12 protein-coding genes and 1 pseudogene are annotated in these 15506 nt (G+C 43.5%); 9 read left to right on the forward strand and 4 right to left on the reverse strand.

Going from position 1 to position 15506, the window contains the following annotated elements; translation table 11 throughout:
- Positions 1-2469: pseudogene (locus C7972_RS23850) on the reverse strand (hypothetical protein); the annotation flags it as partial.
- Between the two features lie 223 nt (positions 2470-2692).
- On the reverse strand, positions 2693-3385 hold the full coding sequence (pepE, locus tag C7972_RS12900; protein ID WP_110356594.1) for a dipeptidase PepE: 693 nt from the start codon (positions 3383-3385) through the stop codon (positions 2693-2695).
- Positions 3386-3900: 515 nt separating this feature from the next.
- Between pepE and C7972_RS12905 the strand changes: the two genes are divergently transcribed.
- The 6 genes from C7972_RS12905 (at position 3901) to C7972_RS12930 (ending at position 10355) form a co-directional block, all read left to right on the forward strand.
- Entirely contained in the window at positions 3901-4650 is a 750-nt protein-coding gene (locus tag C7972_RS12905) for a carboxypeptidase-like regulatory domain-containing protein (protein WP_110356595.1), read from the forward strand.
- Between the two features lie 496 nt (positions 4651-5146).
- The gene (locus C7972_RS12910) at positions 5147-5890 is read left to right on the forward strand and encodes a carboxypeptidase-like regulatory domain-containing protein (RefSeq protein WP_110356596.1); all 744 of its coding nucleotides are present in this window, start codon (positions 5147-5149) and stop codon (positions 5888-5890) included.
- A gap of 453 nt (positions 5891-6343) precedes the next feature.
- Positions 6344-6853: a DUF6702 family protein gene (locus tag C7972_RS12915; protein ID WP_110356597.1), complete on the forward strand. Its 510-nt coding sequence runs from the start codon at positions 6344-6346 to the stop codon at positions 6851-6853.
- 57 nt (positions 6854-6910) lie between these two features.
- The gene (locus C7972_RS12920) at positions 6911-9220 is read left to right on the forward strand and encodes a M1 family metallopeptidase (RefSeq protein WP_110356598.1); all 2310 of its coding nucleotides are present in this window, start codon (positions 6911-6913) and stop codon (positions 9218-9220) included.
- Between the two features lie 297 nt (positions 9221-9517).
- Complete coding sequence (locus tag C7972_RS12925) at positions 9518-9799, forward strand: twin-arginine translocase TatA/TatE family subunit (protein ID WP_110356599.1); 282 nt, start codon at positions 9518-9520, stop codon at positions 9797-9799.
- A 1-nt stretch (position 9800) separates the two neighbouring features.
- Complete coding sequence (locus C7972_RS12930; protein ID WP_110356600.1) at positions 9801-10355, forward strand: phosphatase PAP2 family protein; 555 nt, start codon at positions 9801-9803, stop codon at positions 10353-10355.
- 727 nt (positions 10356-11082) lie between these two features.
- On the opposite strand, the gene C7972_RS12935 is transcribed toward C7972_RS12930, so the two are convergent.
- Positions 11083-11724, reverse strand: a complete 642-nt coding sequence (locus C7972_RS12935) for an O-methyltransferase (RefSeq protein WP_110356601.1) — start codon at positions 11722-11724, stop codon at positions 11083-11085.
- A 41-nt stretch (positions 11725-11765) separates the two neighbouring features.
- Here C7972_RS12935 and C7972_RS12940 point away from each other — a divergent pair, with 41 nt between their 5' ends.
- The 3 genes from C7972_RS12940 to C7972_RS12950 all read left to right on the forward strand — a co-directional run bounded on the left by C7972_RS12940 (position 11766) and on the right by C7972_RS12950 (position 14801).
- Positions 11766-12230: a GNAT family N-acetyltransferase gene (locus C7972_RS12940; protein WP_110356602.1), complete on the forward strand. Its 465-nt coding sequence runs from the start codon at positions 11766-11768 to the stop codon at positions 12228-12230.
- Positions 12231-12296: 66 nt separating this feature from the next.
- Entirely contained in the window at positions 12297-13568 is a 1272-nt protein-coding gene (kynU, locus tag C7972_RS12945; RefSeq protein ID WP_110356603.1) for a kynureninase, read from the forward strand.
- Positions 13569-13652: 84 nt separating this feature from the next.
- A complete protein-coding gene (locus C7972_RS12950; RefSeq protein ID WP_110356604.1) occupies positions 13653-14801 on the forward strand; it encodes a sugar MFS transporter in 1149 nt (382 codons plus the stop codon).
- A 15-nt stretch (positions 14802-14816) separates the two neighbouring features.
- Here the strand turns inward: C7972_RS12950 and C7972_RS12955 are convergent, their stop codons facing one another.
- The gene (locus C7972_RS12955; protein WP_110356605.1) at positions 14817-15503 is read right to left on the reverse strand and encodes a hypothetical protein; all 687 of its coding nucleotides are present in this window, start codon (positions 15501-15503) and stop codon (positions 14817-14819) included.
- Positions 15504-15506: the final 3 nt, after the last annotated feature.

Raw genomic sequence — 15506 nt, forward strand, 5'->3', positions numbered from 1 at the left:
GGCGATAACGGTTGCACTTGTGGGTCCGGTAACCTCGCCCGCTAGGTCATCGACATCGAAATCCGTACCGTTAAGGGTAAGTCCTATGCCAGGGGTGATGGTTGACCCTTCGGCATCGGCTGCCGGGGCCCAGTTGGTTCCGTTCCATTTTAGGACCTGATCGTTGGCCGCTCCCATTTGATTTAGGTCTTCTGCAAGAATGGCTGCGTTTGCTATCTTGGCAGATGTAACGGCATCGTTCTCAATGGTCAAAACTCCAAAATTGTCTATAGTGGCGTCTCCGTTTATCGTACGTTCCTGGGGAAGGTTTGCACCATCACCAATAAGGAATGTTCCGTCTGTTAAGCTAGGTATACCGGTTCCGTCTGTACGATCCTCTGCAAGAATCCATCCTCCCAGACCTCCATTTGCAGTAATGTCCCATTTTAAGATTTGTCCATCAGCTGCTCCCATTTGATTTAGGTCTTCAGCTAATATTGTCCCATTCTCTATCTTGGAGGAAGTCACGGCATCGTTCTCGATGGTCAAGACTCCTGTATTATCCAAAGTTGCGTCCCCGCTAACAGTTTGTGGTTGTGCAGCGTTGGTCGCATCCCCAATAAAAATGTTGGCATTGGTTAGGACTGGTGTGCCTGTGTTGTCATCTGCAGCAGGTTCCCATGTCAATGTCGCATTGTTCCATTTGAGTACTTGTCCGTCAGTGGCCCCCATATTATTAAGATCTTCTGCTAATATTGCTCCATCATCAATCTTGGCGGAGGTCACTGCATCATCCTCAATGGTAAGGATACCTGCATTATCCAAAGTTGCATCCCCACTTATTGTTTGAGGCTGTGGGGAGTTGGCCGCGTCTCCAATAAAAATGTTGGCATTATTTAGAGTTGGTGTGCCGGTATTTTCATCGGCTGCCGGTTCCCATGTCAATGTTGTATTGTTCCATTTGAGTACCTGTCCGTCGGCGGCTCCCATATCATTAAGATCTTCCGCTAATATTGCTCCATCGTCAATCTTGGCAGAGCTAACGGAGTCGTCTGCAAGTTCGGCAGTACCAACGGCCCCTGCAGTTATTTCTAGCCCCACATCAGTAAAGGCCGCATTGGTGCCTCCTGTGATCGTTAGATCAGAGGACGTTATGTCCCCGGTTCCGCTTACCGCACCCACCTGGGTAAGAACAAAGGCTCTGGTAGCGGCATCCTGAGGGTCTTGTGGGTCGTCTAAATTGATTATTCTATTGTTGCCCAAGCTTACATCGGCTGCAGCAGGCCCAAAACCACTCAAGGGAATATTGGCCTTGTCCAATTTGGCGTCGGTAACATTTCCATTTAAAATGTCCCCGGTCCTTACCTCGCCATCCCTAATAATCCCCGAGGTAACGGAATTGTTGGCGAGCTGTGGTTCCCCCACGGCATTCAGTGCTATTTTTGGGGAACTTATGGCCAGATCGGCAATGGTTACCGCTCCCGTATTATCAATGGTTGCATCCCCGCCCATGGCAACCCCTGTAGCTACATTGGCGGCATTGCCCACAAAAATATTCCCATCGTTCAAGGTGCTGGCTGCCCCAGACACCAAATCCACATAGGTCTTTACCGCATTCTGGGTGGGGTAGAGGGTAGTTGAATTTCCCAGGGCCGTATCATCCGATTTGTTGGAAAGATCTTCCTTGGTGAGTAGTGTAGCAACATTGGTGGCAATGTTCGTACTGTTCTGTGCAATATTGTTGGCGTTCACGGTAATACTGTTGGCATTGGCAAGAATATCCCCAATCACGGTATCGGCCACCTTAATGGGATCCGTTGCCGTACCTGCTCCCGTAATGGTGGTCTGGTCTGCCTGGGTAGCCCCCAACTCGTTCTTGTTGAGCCATACCACATTGCCGCCGGCATCGGTCGTCAATAGCTGATCAAAGGCCCCGGGTTCTACGTCCTCTGGTTTAATACTGCCATCAATTATCTCTAAAGTACCTACTGCAGCTTCCTGTATTTCGGTTTTTCCTACCGTATTGTCCTGTAGTTCGGAGGTGCCAACGGAATTGGGCGCCAATTGTCGCTCCCCAATAGTGGCCGTTGCAATATCGGCACCGAATACAGTTTCGTTAACTATATTCATCCCGGTAATCTCTCCTACCTTTAGGTCGTAGTTATTGCCCCCTGTGGAAGTAATTACAACCGTGCCATCGTCCGAGGTAAAGGTGATGGAACCGGCCACGGCATCGCAGATGTCCTTCCACTCCGCCCCTGTATAATAATGGATACATTCTATGTCCGTATTGTACACCATGGCGCCTGCCGATGGCGTAATGGCGTTCATTTGTGCAGTGTTTACACGCGTTATGACGAGTACCCTGGAGCTGCTCTCCAACTCCAATACCGAACTAGGGTCTATATTTTGCGGGTTGTCCCCGATCTTTATCTGGGCCTGCACAGCCATTCCCAATAGCAGGCAAAAAAAGAAGTGGATATATTTCATTTTCAATTTTTTTTTAGTGTTCTCCTATTGTGTTGTTTTAAAGTTCAAAGACCAAAGTATTTTGCATCCATAACCGGCGGATTTATACCTAAATCCATACGTTATAAAAATAGGATGCCTATACTTTTAATTTATGGGCTATCAAAAGTAAAGTTATCGTAAGATATTTACAGTTTTATCGGGTAAAATACGTTACTACTAGGTGAACTGAAATGAATCCTTGTTAAAAGGGAATATTCTTACTTTCATAAGGTTTTTTTCCAGTTTCAAAGATACGGGCCGTACCCTCTCCCTTAAGACTTTTATGGTCTCCGTCCACTAAAATATAGTTGCCTTCCCGAAGGCCTATGACCGGGGTGGTATTAAAGATATGGAATTCACGGATCCTGGTCTCCCTGGTTTCCCCTTTGTGCTGACTTTTGGGGTCCGGATCCAAATAATGGGGGTTAAGATTAAAATTGACCACGCCCAAGGTGTCAAAACTGGGTGGGTACACTATGGGCATATCATTGGTGGTCTTCATATTGGGACCGGCAATATTACTGCCCGCACTGCTGCCTAGATAGGGGGTGGCAGTTTCTATTTTTTGCTTTAAAGGGGCCATAAGCTGCAGCTGGTGCAATTGTTGTACCAAGAGAAACGTATTTCCCCCGCCCGTAAAAATACCTTCTGCTTGGGCAAGGCCTTCAAGCGGATCTTTAAAAGTATGGAGTCCCACCACTGTTTTATTTATTTTGGAAAAGGCCATTGCCGCCAGGGCGGTATAATCATCATGGGAAATACCGCCAGGTCTGGCGTAAGGGATAAAGGTAATGGTGGAACGCTCCTTGAAAAAGGACTCCAATTCTTCCAAAAGATATTCCAAATACCCTTGTCCAAACAGGGTAGAGGTACTTGCCAATAATATTTGTTTCATATGGTGGTAATTACTTGTTTCTAGTTCAATCTAAAGTTTTCACTATGCCTCTACATCGGGCCCGCCTGTTCGTTAGGCAGGGTTTCCTATCCGCCCGTGCCGGGTGAAGTGAATACAAATTAACAAAAGTTTAAAGGTCTTTATCTTTTTTATGAACCTAAGTTGTTTTTTCTTTATCCGATATTGGGGTAAAAGCAGCACTTAAGTTTATTAGTGAAACTCAATTTTGGGAAGTCGGTAAGACGCACTTAAAATTGCAAGTTGAACTAATCCCGCCTTTTTCGGCGGGACCTAGGTTCAATACCTCGACCCTAGGGTCGATTCCTATTATTGGGTTCAGGGCCTGTCTGCCGACAAAGGCAGGCCTGCCTTGAGGTTTAATACCTTTTATTTCTTTGAAGTGGTTTAAACTTTATGGACTGAGGCGATTTTTTAGCCAATTTGTAAAGTTAAAAACACTTCTTTGAGAAAAATAGGATAGTTGACGCTTAATTTATCTAATTTTAAATAAAAAAATGCAAAATAGAATTCTCTTCCTGCTTTTCTTCTTATGTGTCGCTATCTCCTATTCCCAAGATGATGATCGCCAGTATTTAAGGGGGCAGGTACTGTATAGAAATGTGAACGTTCCCAATGAGAATGTTATTAATGTTACCACGGAAAGGGCTACGATCACCAATGAAAAGGGAGAGTTCGGGATCATGGTAAAAGAGGGCGACCAATTGGTGTTTACGGCCATTAATTACCAGATGATGGTAGTGGATATTACCAGTGAAATTCTGGAAAAGAATAGGTTGGTAGTAGAGGTTACCGAAAAGGTGACCGAATTGGACGAGGTAGTGGTAACCCCTGAAAATCAGGAGAAATTTCTTCAGGCCCAAAACAAGGAATTCCTGGAAAAGGAATACGAATACGAAACGGACCGTTTAACGGAGGTGGAAAATATAGCCATGTCCAATGCGGACAAGGGGATGAAGGACGGACTTAATTTTGTGAATATTTTTAAGGCCTTGATGTTGGCTGCCAAAGGGAATAATACCGAAGTGGAGCGCGAGCCCTTAAAGGTAAGTGAGGTGCTGCGGCAGGTATATGATGACGAATTTTTTGTGCTGGATCTTAAATTGCCACAGGATAAAATAGACGACTTTCTGTTGTATTGCGATGCCCAATTGCCGGAAAGATCCCTGTTGCAAAAGCGCAATGAATTTCAGCTCATAGATTTTTTGGTCACCCATAGCAAGACCTATCTGGAACAAATGGAGTAGGCAGTTGTCAGTGAACAGTGAACAGTTGGCAGTTAAAGGGGGGAGGAGTCATTTTGAACGGAAGAGAGAAACCGAAGGTTCACGAATATCTGTAAAATAGAAAGGTTATGAGCTAAATTACCTAAGTGGCTATAACCAAGTTATGCAACTTTATTCCGGATGGCTATAGGGAGCCTGAAAAAGGGCAGATGTTGAAGTGACGGAAAAAGGACCAACGTTATTTCGAGGGGAATGCCGGTAGGCATTTTGTATCGAGAACAGGATTTGTCCGGGGTACCTAATTTTTAAACAGTTTTATTGTACTATGTAGTATAAAGCCACCTATTTGCCTGATGGCAGGTTTAAAGATCAATATTCAAAGTCTAACATCTAATATCCAGCATCTCAATTCCAAATAGATTGAGTTGGGAAAATAATCCACCATAAACAGAAAGTAGTGCGCATTGTTCCGATATATTTGGTTTTTATCTTCTACAGTGTATTTGCCCAGTCGCTAATGGCACAGGATCTTTCCAGGACCTTGGAAGGAAAGGTGTATAGCGACGATGGGGATGTGGCTGCCATCCATGTACTCAACACCACCACCAAAAAAGCCGCCATTACGGATATCAACGGATTTTTCTCCATTGTTGCAAACCTAAACGATACCCTGGTTTTTTCCGCGGTACAATATAAACGCAAAGAGATTGTAGTGAATGTAAGTATCCTGGAGAGTAAATTTTTATCCGTTCCCTTGGAGGAATCCAATATTGCCCTGGACGAGGTTATTGTTATGCCCTATAACCTTACGGGGGAGTTGGGCAGGGATATGAACAATATGGATGTGGGACCTGTAATTTCTGCCACCAGTTTGGGACTGCCCAATGCCCATGTAAAGCCTTTGATGCAGAGCGAAAGACTGCTCAGGGAAGCATCCATGGGTCCCTTTTCCATAGGTATGCTAACGAGTATCCCCTTTAATCCTATGATCAATGCCATAACCGGTCGCACCAAAATGTTGAAGAAACGCGTGGCACGGGATATTAAGTACAACAAATCCCAACAATTGCGCACCCAATTCGCCGATAGTCTATATGTACTGCAACTTAAGATCCCCTTGGAAAAAATAGACGATTTCCTGTATTTCTGTGAGGTCGATTCCAATTTTAACCCTGTGGTGGACAGCAAGGATTTATTTGCCATTTGGGAATTTATTAAACAAAAAAGCGTCATCTATAGGAAGAATAATGGGATGGAGTGAGGAACGATGGCGGATTGACAATAAACAGTTGTCATTGAGCAGTGAACAGTGACAGTTGGCAGTTAAAAGGGGGAGGAGTCATTTTGAACGGAAGTGGGAAACCGAAGGTTCACGAATATCTGTAAAAAAGAAACGTCATGAGCTAAATCACACAAGTGGCTAAACCAAGTATGCGCCACTTTATTCCCGATGGCTATAGGGAGCTTGAAAAAAGGATATATGTTGAAGTGACGGGCGATAGGCATTTTGTATCGAGAAGTCTTGTTGGGCAATAAAGTCCAATATTCGGCACCAAACAAAAAAAGCTCCTTCCCCTAGGCAGGCCTGTCCCGCGTTTTCCGCGGGAGGGCAAGGTGGCTTCTCCACTGTATAGTATCCGAACGTCTAAAATTTCACATAAATAGTCTCGCAAATGGCACAGTCATTGCTTATTTTTGATGGATAAATAAAGACATGCAATTAATTAAGAAGACCTTTTTAATACTACTGATACCGCTCTTGGCATTCACAGTGGCCCATAAATTCTACATCAGTGTAACCAGTGTTGAATACTCCGATAAGGACAGGGCACTGCAGATTACCACTAGGGTATTTATAGACGATTTTGAAAAAATGTTACAGGAAAGGTACGGCATTCAGGGCAATTTGGCCACCAAGGACGAGTCGCCCCAAGTCAATGAATTTATAGGAAAATATTTAAAGGCCAAGTTTTCCCTGGAGGTAAACGGCCAGAATGTTAGCTATGATGTTTTGGGTAAAAAATATGATAACGATATTATGATCCTTTACTTGGAAGTCCCCAAAATTGATTTCAACTCCATTAGCACTATTTCCGTGCAGAACGAAGTATTGATGGATATGTTTATGGAGCAGAAGAATGTGGTCCATTTTAAACTCGGGAACCAAAAAAAGAGTTTTGTCCTTATCCGCGAGAATAATAAAGGAATGTTAAACTTAAAGTAATTAATAACAATGTATCATATAATTGTTAAATTCCCGCGCTAAAAAAATAATTCAAATATGAATAGAATGAAACATGTTTTTGCTTCGCTATTGTTCCTTTGTGCGGCCGTGTCCGTAGCCCAGGAAGAAGTAAAGAATGAACGGGAGCCCGGGCATCTTAATCAGAATAAATTTAAGCAACTTTATGAAGAATTTGCTACCCCAAACACGTATAGGTCAGCTTCCGGGGCACCGGGGCCGGATTATTATCAGCAACAGGCAGATTATAAGATGGATATTGAGCTCGATGATAAGAATGCCAAAATTTATGGATCCGAAACCATAACCTATACCAATAATTCGCCGGATGACCTTTCGTTTTTATGGCTGCAATTGGATCAGAACGTACGATCCAAAACTTCTAAATCGCCCATGCGCGATAGTCAGGGCGTACCCGTGGCCGAGCCCGTGGCCAGTTTTGCCAGTAAATATATGACAGAGCCTTTTGATGGAGGCTTCAATATAGAATATGTTAGGGATGCCAATGGAAAGGCCTTGCCATATACCATTAACCAGACCATGATGCGGATAGATCTTCCCGAGGTTTTAAAAAGTAAGGGGCAGGTTTCTTTTTCCATAAAGTGGTGGTACAATATTCCGGACCATACGGTTAATAGGGCGCGCTCTGGTTATGAGTATTTCCCAAAGGATGGCAATAGGGCTTATGTTATTGCCCAGTTTTTCCCTAGAATGGCAGTCTATAGCGATATAGAAGGCTGGCAGAACCATCAGTTCTGGGGCAGCGGGGAGTTTGCCCTTCCTTTTGGCAATTACGAGGTAAACATTACCGTTCCTGCAGATCATATTCTGGATGGTACCGGAGAGCTTCAGAACAGGAAGGAAGTATTCTCCAAGGAAATGATGCGTAGATATGAAAAGGCTAAAAAATCCTATGACAAGCCTGTAATTATTGTGAGTCAGGCCGAAGCCGAAGAAGCCGAAAAAGGATTTTCGGAGAAAAAGAAAACTTGGAAGCTGAAGGCAGAAAATGTAAGGGATTTTGGTTTTGCTACCTCCCGTAAATTTATTTACGATATGCAGGCAGTGAAAATAGGCGATAGGGATGTTATGGCCATTTCCATGTATCCCAAGGAAGGCAATCCGCTATGGGAGGAGTATTCCACTAAAGCGGTGGCCCATACCTTGCGCTCCTATTCCAATCATACTTTTGATTACCCCTATCCCAAGGCAATATCGGTCCACGCCAAGAACCAGGGAATGGAATACCCCATGATCTGTTGGAACTACGGTAGGCCCAATGAAGACGGTACCTACTCCGATAGGGTGAAATACGGGATGATTTCCGTAATTATCCATGAAGTGGGTCACAACTTTTTCCCGATGATCGTTAATTCGGATGAACGCCAGTGGGGTTGGATGGATGAAGGTTTGGATACTTTTATGCAATACATGGCAGAGCAGGAATTTGGGGAAGCCTATCCTGAGGCCATTGCCCCCAATAGCAAATATCCATCGGGAAGGGGAGAGCCTTCCAAGATAATACCTTATATGTCCGGGGATCAAAGTACCATTGCACCCATTATGTCCAACCCGGAGAATGTTTATCAATTGGGTAACAATGCCTATGCAAAACCTGCTACCGCTTTAAATATTCTTAGGGAAACCGTAATGGGAAGGGAGCTCTTTGATCATGCCTTTAAAACCTACGCACAACGTTGGATGTTTAAGCATCCGTCCCCGGAGGACTTTTTTAGGACCATGGAAGATGCTTCGGCCGTAGATTTGGATTGGTATTGGAGAGGCTGGTTCTATACTACAGATTATGTGGATATTGGGGTAAAGGGAGTTAAAAAATATTATGTTTCCAACAAGCCTTCCAAACAAATGAGGGAAATTATGGCGGCAAGGAATATTAAGGAAGAGGATTTACCTCCCTTGGTGTATTTGGAGGAAGAAGAATCGGAAGATGCCGATGCCAAATTAAAAGGGAAGGCACCATCGGAAAATTCCAAAACTTTAAAGGAGTTTATGATGGACAATCTGTCCGTGGCCGAGAGAAATGCCATAGAGGAACCCAAATATTTCTATGAAGTTACCTTTAACAAGCCAGGTGGCATTCCAATGCCTCTGATCGTAGAGTATACCTACGCGGATGGTTCCAAGGAAAATGTTACCTACCCACCGGAAATATGGAGAAAAAATGACCAAGAAGTTAAAAGGGTCGTTGCCTCTACCAAGGAACTGATAGGAATTGTGGTAGACCCTAAGGCAGAAACTGCCGATATAGACACCACCAATAATTCATGGCCTACCAAAGAGGTTAAATCCGACTTTGAAATCTTTAAGGAGAATATCAAAGGGAAATAATTTGTTTGATTTTGTCCAAAACTGGCAGCAAATCTAAGACTGCTGCCCAAATTTAATTAAAGCCCCGATACCGGATTGCCTAACGGCCAAGCGGGTATCGGGGCTTGGTTTATGTACGCTATTCTTCCGGGGGACTACCCATAGGGAGCGCCTTTCATTCTCGGAATTAAAAGGTATGAGGTTTAGTGTCAGTGTTTTAAATGTTGGTTTTGGCATTATTTTATAAGCTTATAATGCCCTGAAAAAAGTTAACCATATTTTTTATGCAGCTGTCAAACTTCTCATTATATTTGTGTTATGTTAAGTACGATAATTCTATTTATTAGCGGAGGTGAAATCTTTTTTATCATGTTTATCGTGGTAATGGTTTTTGGCGCCGACAAAATTCCTGGTATAGCCAAGGGATTGGGGAAGGGCATGCGACAACTGAAGGATGCCACGGAGGATATCAAGAAAGAGATACAGAAAAGTGCCGAGAAGCAGGGTATAGATACCAGCTTTACAGAGGACATCAAGAACGAAATCAATAAAGTGAAGCAGAACGTTGATGAGGTAACCGGCGTTGTAAAAAGAAAGTAATATGCTGGACCAACTGTTACAGTGGGACCGGGATGCATTTATTTATCTAAACAGTTTGGGCATCGAAAATTTTGATGTCTTTTGGTCTTATGTAACCGATTTTGCTACTTGGACTCCCTTATTTGTTCTGTTTGTAGTTCTTATTTTTAGGGCATACCCTAAAAAGGAAGCCTTTTGGGTTTTGGGAACCGTTTTCCTCACCCTGACCGTAGTGCTAATATGCACGGGTGTTGTTAAGGAATGGGTTGCTAGGCTAAGGCCAAACAATACGGAGGAAATCAACACCCTGATCCGGATTCTTAAAAGTCCCAGTGGATATAGTTTTTTTTCGGGCCATTCTTCCAGTTCCTTTAGTATTACTACCAGTATCTTTCTATTTCTTAAGAATAAATGGAAGTGGTCTTGGGTCTTCTTTATCTGGCCAATTTTATTTGCTTTGAGTCGCATTTATGTTGGCGTACATTATCCTTTGGATTTGATCGTTGGTTCTTTAGTGGGAATTCTTTTCGCCATCTTTTTCTACCGTTTGTACCCTAAAGTTAGAGGTGCAGAGTAAAGTGTTTGGTCCCCTCCCTATCCCTCCCCCAAGGGGAGGGAATGTAATTTGCAACTAGACTTGAATGTGCTGCTCTAGGTAGTATTCCCCCTCCTTGGGAGGGGGTTTAGGGGAGTACTTTCAAAGTTGGCCCATACTTAAAAATCTTTCTAAGTTTAATTATATCCTATGTTTCTGTAATGATAGGTAGGGTGTAGTAAAGTGTTTGGTCCCCTCCCTATCCCTCCCCCAAGGGGAGGGAATGTAATTTGCAACTCGACTTGAATGTGCTGCTCTAGGTAGTATTCCCCCTCCTTGGGAGGGGAGTTAGGGGGAGGACTTTCAAAGTTGGCCCATACTTAAAAATCTTTCTAAGTTTAATTATACCCTATGTTTCTGTAATGATAGGTAGGGTGTAGTAAAGTGTTCGGTCCCCTCCCTATCCCTCCCCCAAGGGGAGGGAATGTAATTTGCAACTCGACTTGAATGTGCTGCTCTAGGAAGTATTCCCCCTCCTTGGGAGGGGGTTTAGGGGGAGGACTTTCAAAGTTGGCCCATACTTAAAAATCTTTCTAAGTTTAATTATACCCTATGTTTCTGTAATGATAGGTAGGGTGTAGTAAAGTGTTTGGTCCCCTTCCTATCCCTCCCCCAAGGGGAGGGAATGTAATTTGCAACTCGACTTGAATGTGCTGCTCTAGGTAGTATTCCCCTCCCTGGGAAGTGGAATAGGGGGAGGTGGCAACCCTTATAACACCCTACTAAGTGTTAGTCCGTCCCTAATTGGTAACAATACCGTTTCTACCCTGGGGTCGTCCCGCAACTTCTTATTGTAATCTACCAAAATTTTGGTTGCCCTGTCCTTGGGGTCCAAGGGCTCCACAACCTTCCCGGACCAGAGCACATTATCCGATAGAATTACGCTACCGGGACGACATTTTTTTATGGCGGCCTCATAGTAATGGTCATAACTAACTTTTTCGGCATCAATAAAAACCATGTCGAAAACCATGTTCAGCTGTGGTATTATTTTCAGGGCATCCCCTGTATGCTGTATTATTTGCGGCCCATAGCCACTCTCGTCAAAATACCGCCTCTGCATGGCGTGGAGTTCTTCATTGATATCAATGGTATGCAATGAACCTTCCTTATGCAAGCCTTCGGCAAGGCATATGGCAGAGTAACCCGTATAGGTGCCTATTTCCAATATGTTTTTTGGTTGGGTTATTTTGGATAAAAGGCTCAACACCCTACCTTGAAAATGCCCGGTGATCATCCTTGGCTGAATCACCTTCAAATGGGTCTCCCTAGTGAGTCTTTGGAGTAATTCGGGTTCCGATTGCGAATGGCCCGCTATATATTGTTCCAGTACGGAAGATAAAAAATGCATGATTATTACTTTGTATATTTAAGCCCTCAAATATAATGATCATGCAACAATTTACAGTAAGAACGGCCACTTTGGCCGATTTAAATATTCTATTGTCCTTTGAGCAGGAAATTATTCGTGCAGAAAGACCTTTTGACGAAACATTGGATGAAGATCCGATCAGCTATTATGACCTTAGGCAACTGATATTGTCCGATGAGGCCGAGGTAATGGTGGCGGAGCTCCACTCCAGGATCATTGGTTCCGGTTATGCTTTGATACGGGACGCAAAACCGTATTTAAACCATAAAAAATACAGTTATCTTGGATTTATGTATACCGAAAAGGACCAACGGGGCAAGGGGGTTAATAAGGCAATTATTAACGCCCTGATGCAATGGTCAAAATCCAAGGGTATCCAAGAGGTTAGACTTACGGTTTACAACGATAATGAACCTGCCATCAGGGCTTATGGGAAGGTAGGTTTTAAAAAGCATCTTCTGGAAATGAGGGTACATGTTGACTGACCAAAAATTGAATGTACCCATTACCACTTCTAACCGTAAATTGTATTTTTACATAAAATTTAGCATATGGAATTTAAAAATTCGTTAGTGTTTGCCCAACAATTGGATACTGTTGATCCTCTTAGAAAATATCGTGACGAATTCCATTTTCCCAAGGTAAAGGGCAAGGAGGTTATTTATTTTACTGGAAATTCCCTGGGATTACAGCCTAAACGCACACAAAAGTTTGTAGATGAAATAATGTGCGATTGGAAGGACTTGGCCGTGGAAGGTCATTTCCATGCAGAAAAGCCTTGGTGGGATTACCACGAGAGGTTGGCGGCTCCCTTGGCAAAAGTGGTTGGTGCCAAGACCTCGGAAGTATCTGTTATGAATACCCTTACCGTAAACCTTCACATGCTCATGGTCTCCTTTTACAGGCCTACCCAGAAGCGCTTTAAAATTATTTGTGAGGAAAAGGCATTTCCTTCAGATCAATATATGTTAAAGAGTCAGGTTGAATTTCACGGCTTTGATCCACATACCGCTATTGTGGAGGTTAAGAAAAGACCCGGGGAAAATTTTTGGCATACCCAGGATGTTATTGATAAAATTAATGAGGTAGGGGATGAACTGGCCCTTGTGCTTATAGGTGGGGTTAATTACTACAATGGGCAGGTCTTTAATATGGAAGCCATTACCAAGGCCGCCAAGGCACAGGGAGCATTCGTAGGATGGGATTTGGCCCATGCGGCAGGCAATGTTGCCCTAAACCTTCACGAGTGGGGTGTTGATTTTGCGGCCTGGTGCAGTTATAAATATATGAATAGTGGGCCTGGAAACGCTTCAGGGATTTTTGTAAACGAGAAATATCTAGATAACAACGAGATTCCAAGATTTGAAGGCTGGTGGGGAACAAAGAAAGAGACCAGGTTTTTGATGAAGCCCGAGTTCGAGCCTATGGAAAATGCGGATGCATGGCAGGTAAGCAATCCTCCCGTGCTGTCCCTGGCTCCTTACCTGGCTTCCCTGGAAATGTTCCAAGAGGTAGGAATGGAAACCCTGATTTCCAAAAGAAAGCTCATTGTGGCCTATTTGGAATTTATTCTCCAAGAGATAGATAAGGAGACCGATGGGTCTTTTGAGATTATCACTCCGGAGGACCGTGGCTGTCAACTCTCTGTGTTTTTGCACGGGCAGGGAAAGGAATTGTTCACTTTTCTAATGGAAAATGGAGTTGTTACAGATTGGCGTGAGCCCAATGTAATTAGACTGGCACCTGCACCTTTTTATTGTTCCTTTACGGATATGTACAACTTTGGCCAAATCCTGAAATCAGGAATCCAGGGCAAGGGCTAGGTTAACCTTCGCTGTCCCTACTATTTTTTTAATTGCTAAATTTCCGGCCTTAAACCTCCAAGCACTTTAATTGCAGAACCATTTATGAAGTCACTACGTCTTATTCTTTCCAACCCTAGATATTTTGGACCTTCATGGGTATTTGCCAGTATTAATATTTTGTTTGGTACTTGGGCCATTTATATCCCTACGGTCAAGGATCAATTGGACATCAATAAGGCCGATTTGGGTATTGCCCTATTCTTCCTGTCGCTGGGGGTGTTTATCGTCTTCCCCGTGGCGGCCAAAATAATTAATAGACTAGGGGTTGGTAAGGCAACATGGTACGGAATAATTTTCAGTAGTGTAGCGGCATTGTTCCCTTTGTTGGCGCCCAATTATTACTCTTTAATGGCAGGGCTTTTTTTATTGGGGGCCGGCAATGGCTTTACGGATATTGCCATGAATACCTTGGTCACGGAAATTGAAAAGGAAGATCGGCAAAATTTTATGTCGGCCTCGCATGGCTTTTTTAGCTTGGGCGGCGTCATTGCCGGTCTGGGCAGTTTTCTGATATTTAAGATCAATAATCCGGCATTGCATATGCTCTATGCCGTTATTTTGGTACTGGTAGTAAATTTTATATTCCATAAACACTATAGTCATATTGTGGCCGCCCCGGTTGAAAAGGAACCGTTTAGTCTTAAACTTTTTAAGCCGCTCTTGGTCCTTGGAATTATTTCCTTTGTGGTAATGGGGGGAGAAGGGGCCATTGTGGATTGGAGCGGCTTGTTCTTAAAGGAAATAAGCATGGCACCGGAAACCTTGATAGGAACCGGGTTTTTGGCGTTTTCAGTGATGATGACCTTGGGAAGGTTTTTGGGAGATAGTATCAGTGCCGCTATTGGGCCCATTAAAATAGTGGCCTTGGGAGCAGCAATTGCTATTTTAGGTTTTGTTTTTGTCCTTACTACCTACACCTATATGGCCATTGTTGGATTTGCATTGACAGGACTTGGGTTTTCGGTAATTGTACCGGAGCTCTTTAGGATAGGCGGTACGGTCAAGGGGGTGGATTCTTCCCAGGGGGTATCCTTTATAGCCGGTACGGGCTATTCCGGTTTCTTGATCGGTCCGGTAGTGCTAGGGTTCGTGGCCGAGAGTTTTTCCCTCAAGTATACCTTTGTAATCTTGATGGTCTGCACTATTGTAGTACTTGGCGCCACTTTAAGGCTACATAAAAGAGGGAAATAATTGTTCCACTAAGTTTTACGGATTTTTGGAAGTGACTTTAATGTTGGTGAAATACAATTTAAAACTACCATCTTCATTCTGGTGCATCTCGGCAATTTTTAAGCCGTTGATATCCGCATAATTTTCCCAAGTCGTGATTAGGGAGGGTTCAGGCTGATTTGATCTTCTAAATACCCATTCCTTTATCATATAATCGTTGCCAAAATAAAAATCATAGGCGTCACCGGGTGTGTAACCTCCTTCGTTTCCATAAACAATGGTGAGTTTTTGCATCGGGTTTTTGCTGATAGGGGCGGGCACATCACTTTTGTGGTCGTAGGTGATGTTGTTTTTATCCCAGGCCAGATTAAAGGGAGCCATCAACCAATATTTGTCGTTAATAAAACCACCGTTTAATTTTGTTGCCGTACTGTCCATGGTATTGCGGTTATAAGAAATGGTATCTCCTTTGTTGATAGACACAATATCGTTGGTGACCGTATTCCACACCCAGCTGCGCTCGGAATGGCTGTCCGGGCGATCTACATTGAACGTAAAGGCTATTTCCTTTACATTTCGGAATTGATCAAATCCGTGTGCATTGGCTATCTTGTCCAAAATGGAGAGTTCCATTTTTTGGGTGGCCACTTCGGTTTTTTTATCGGTTTTACAGCCGCCTAGGATTAGCGCAAGGCAAAAAGTGGCCAATACTGATTTTTTCATGTT

This window comes from Arenibacter sp. ARW7G5Y1 (genome assembly GCF_003201775.1).
Lineage (GTDB): Bacteria > Bacteroidota > Bacteroidia > Flavobacteriales > Flavobacteriaceae > Arenibacter.

Bases quoted from the DNA above. Each gene is read 5' to 3' on its own strand.
- C7972_RS12935 (WP_110356601.1), bottom strand. From the start codon at position 11,724: ATGCATTTTTTATCTTCCGTACTGGAACAATATATAGCGGGCCATTCG.
- C7972_RS12955 (WP_110356605.1), bottom strand. From the start codon at position 15,503: ATGAAAAAATCAGTATTGGCCACTTTTTGCCTTGCGCTAATCCTAGGC.
- C7972_RS12925 (WP_110356599.1), top strand. From the start codon at position 9,518: ATGTTAAGTACGATAATTCTATTTATTAGCGGAGGTGAAATCTTTTTT.
- C7972_RS12930 (WP_110356600.1), top strand. From the start codon at position 9,801: ATGCTGGACCAACTGTTACAGTGGGACCGGGATGCATTTATTTATCTA.
- C7972_RS12910 (WP_110356596.1), top strand. From the start codon at position 5,147: ATGGCACAGGATCTTTCCAGGACCTTGGAAGGAAAGGTGTATAGCGAC.
- C7972_RS12915 (WP_110356597.1), top strand. From the start codon at position 6,344: ATGCAATTAATTAAGAAGACCTTTTTAATACTACTGATACCGCTCTTG.
- C7972_RS12920 (WP_110356598.1), top strand. From the start codon at position 6,911: ATGAATAGAATGAAACATGTTTTTGCTTCGCTATTGTTCCTTTGTGCG.
- C7972_RS12940 (WP_110356602.1), top strand. From the start codon at position 11,766: ATGCAACAATTTACAGTAAGAACGGCCACTTTGGCCGATTTAAATATT.
- kynU (WP_110356603.1), top strand. From the start codon at position 12,297: ATGGAATTTAAAAATTCGTTAGTGTTTGCCCAACAATTGGATACTGTT.
- C7972_RS12905 (WP_110356595.1), top strand. From the start codon at position 3,901: ATGCAAAATAGAATTCTCTTCCTGCTTTTCTTCTTATGTGTCGCTATC.
- C7972_RS12950 (WP_110356604.1), top strand. From the start codon at position 13,653: ATGAAGTCACTACGTCTTATTCTTTCCAACCCTAGATATTTTGGACCT.
- pepE (WP_110356594.1), bottom strand. From the start codon at position 3,385: ATGAAACAAATATTATTGGCAAGTACCTCTACCCTGTTTGGACAAGGG.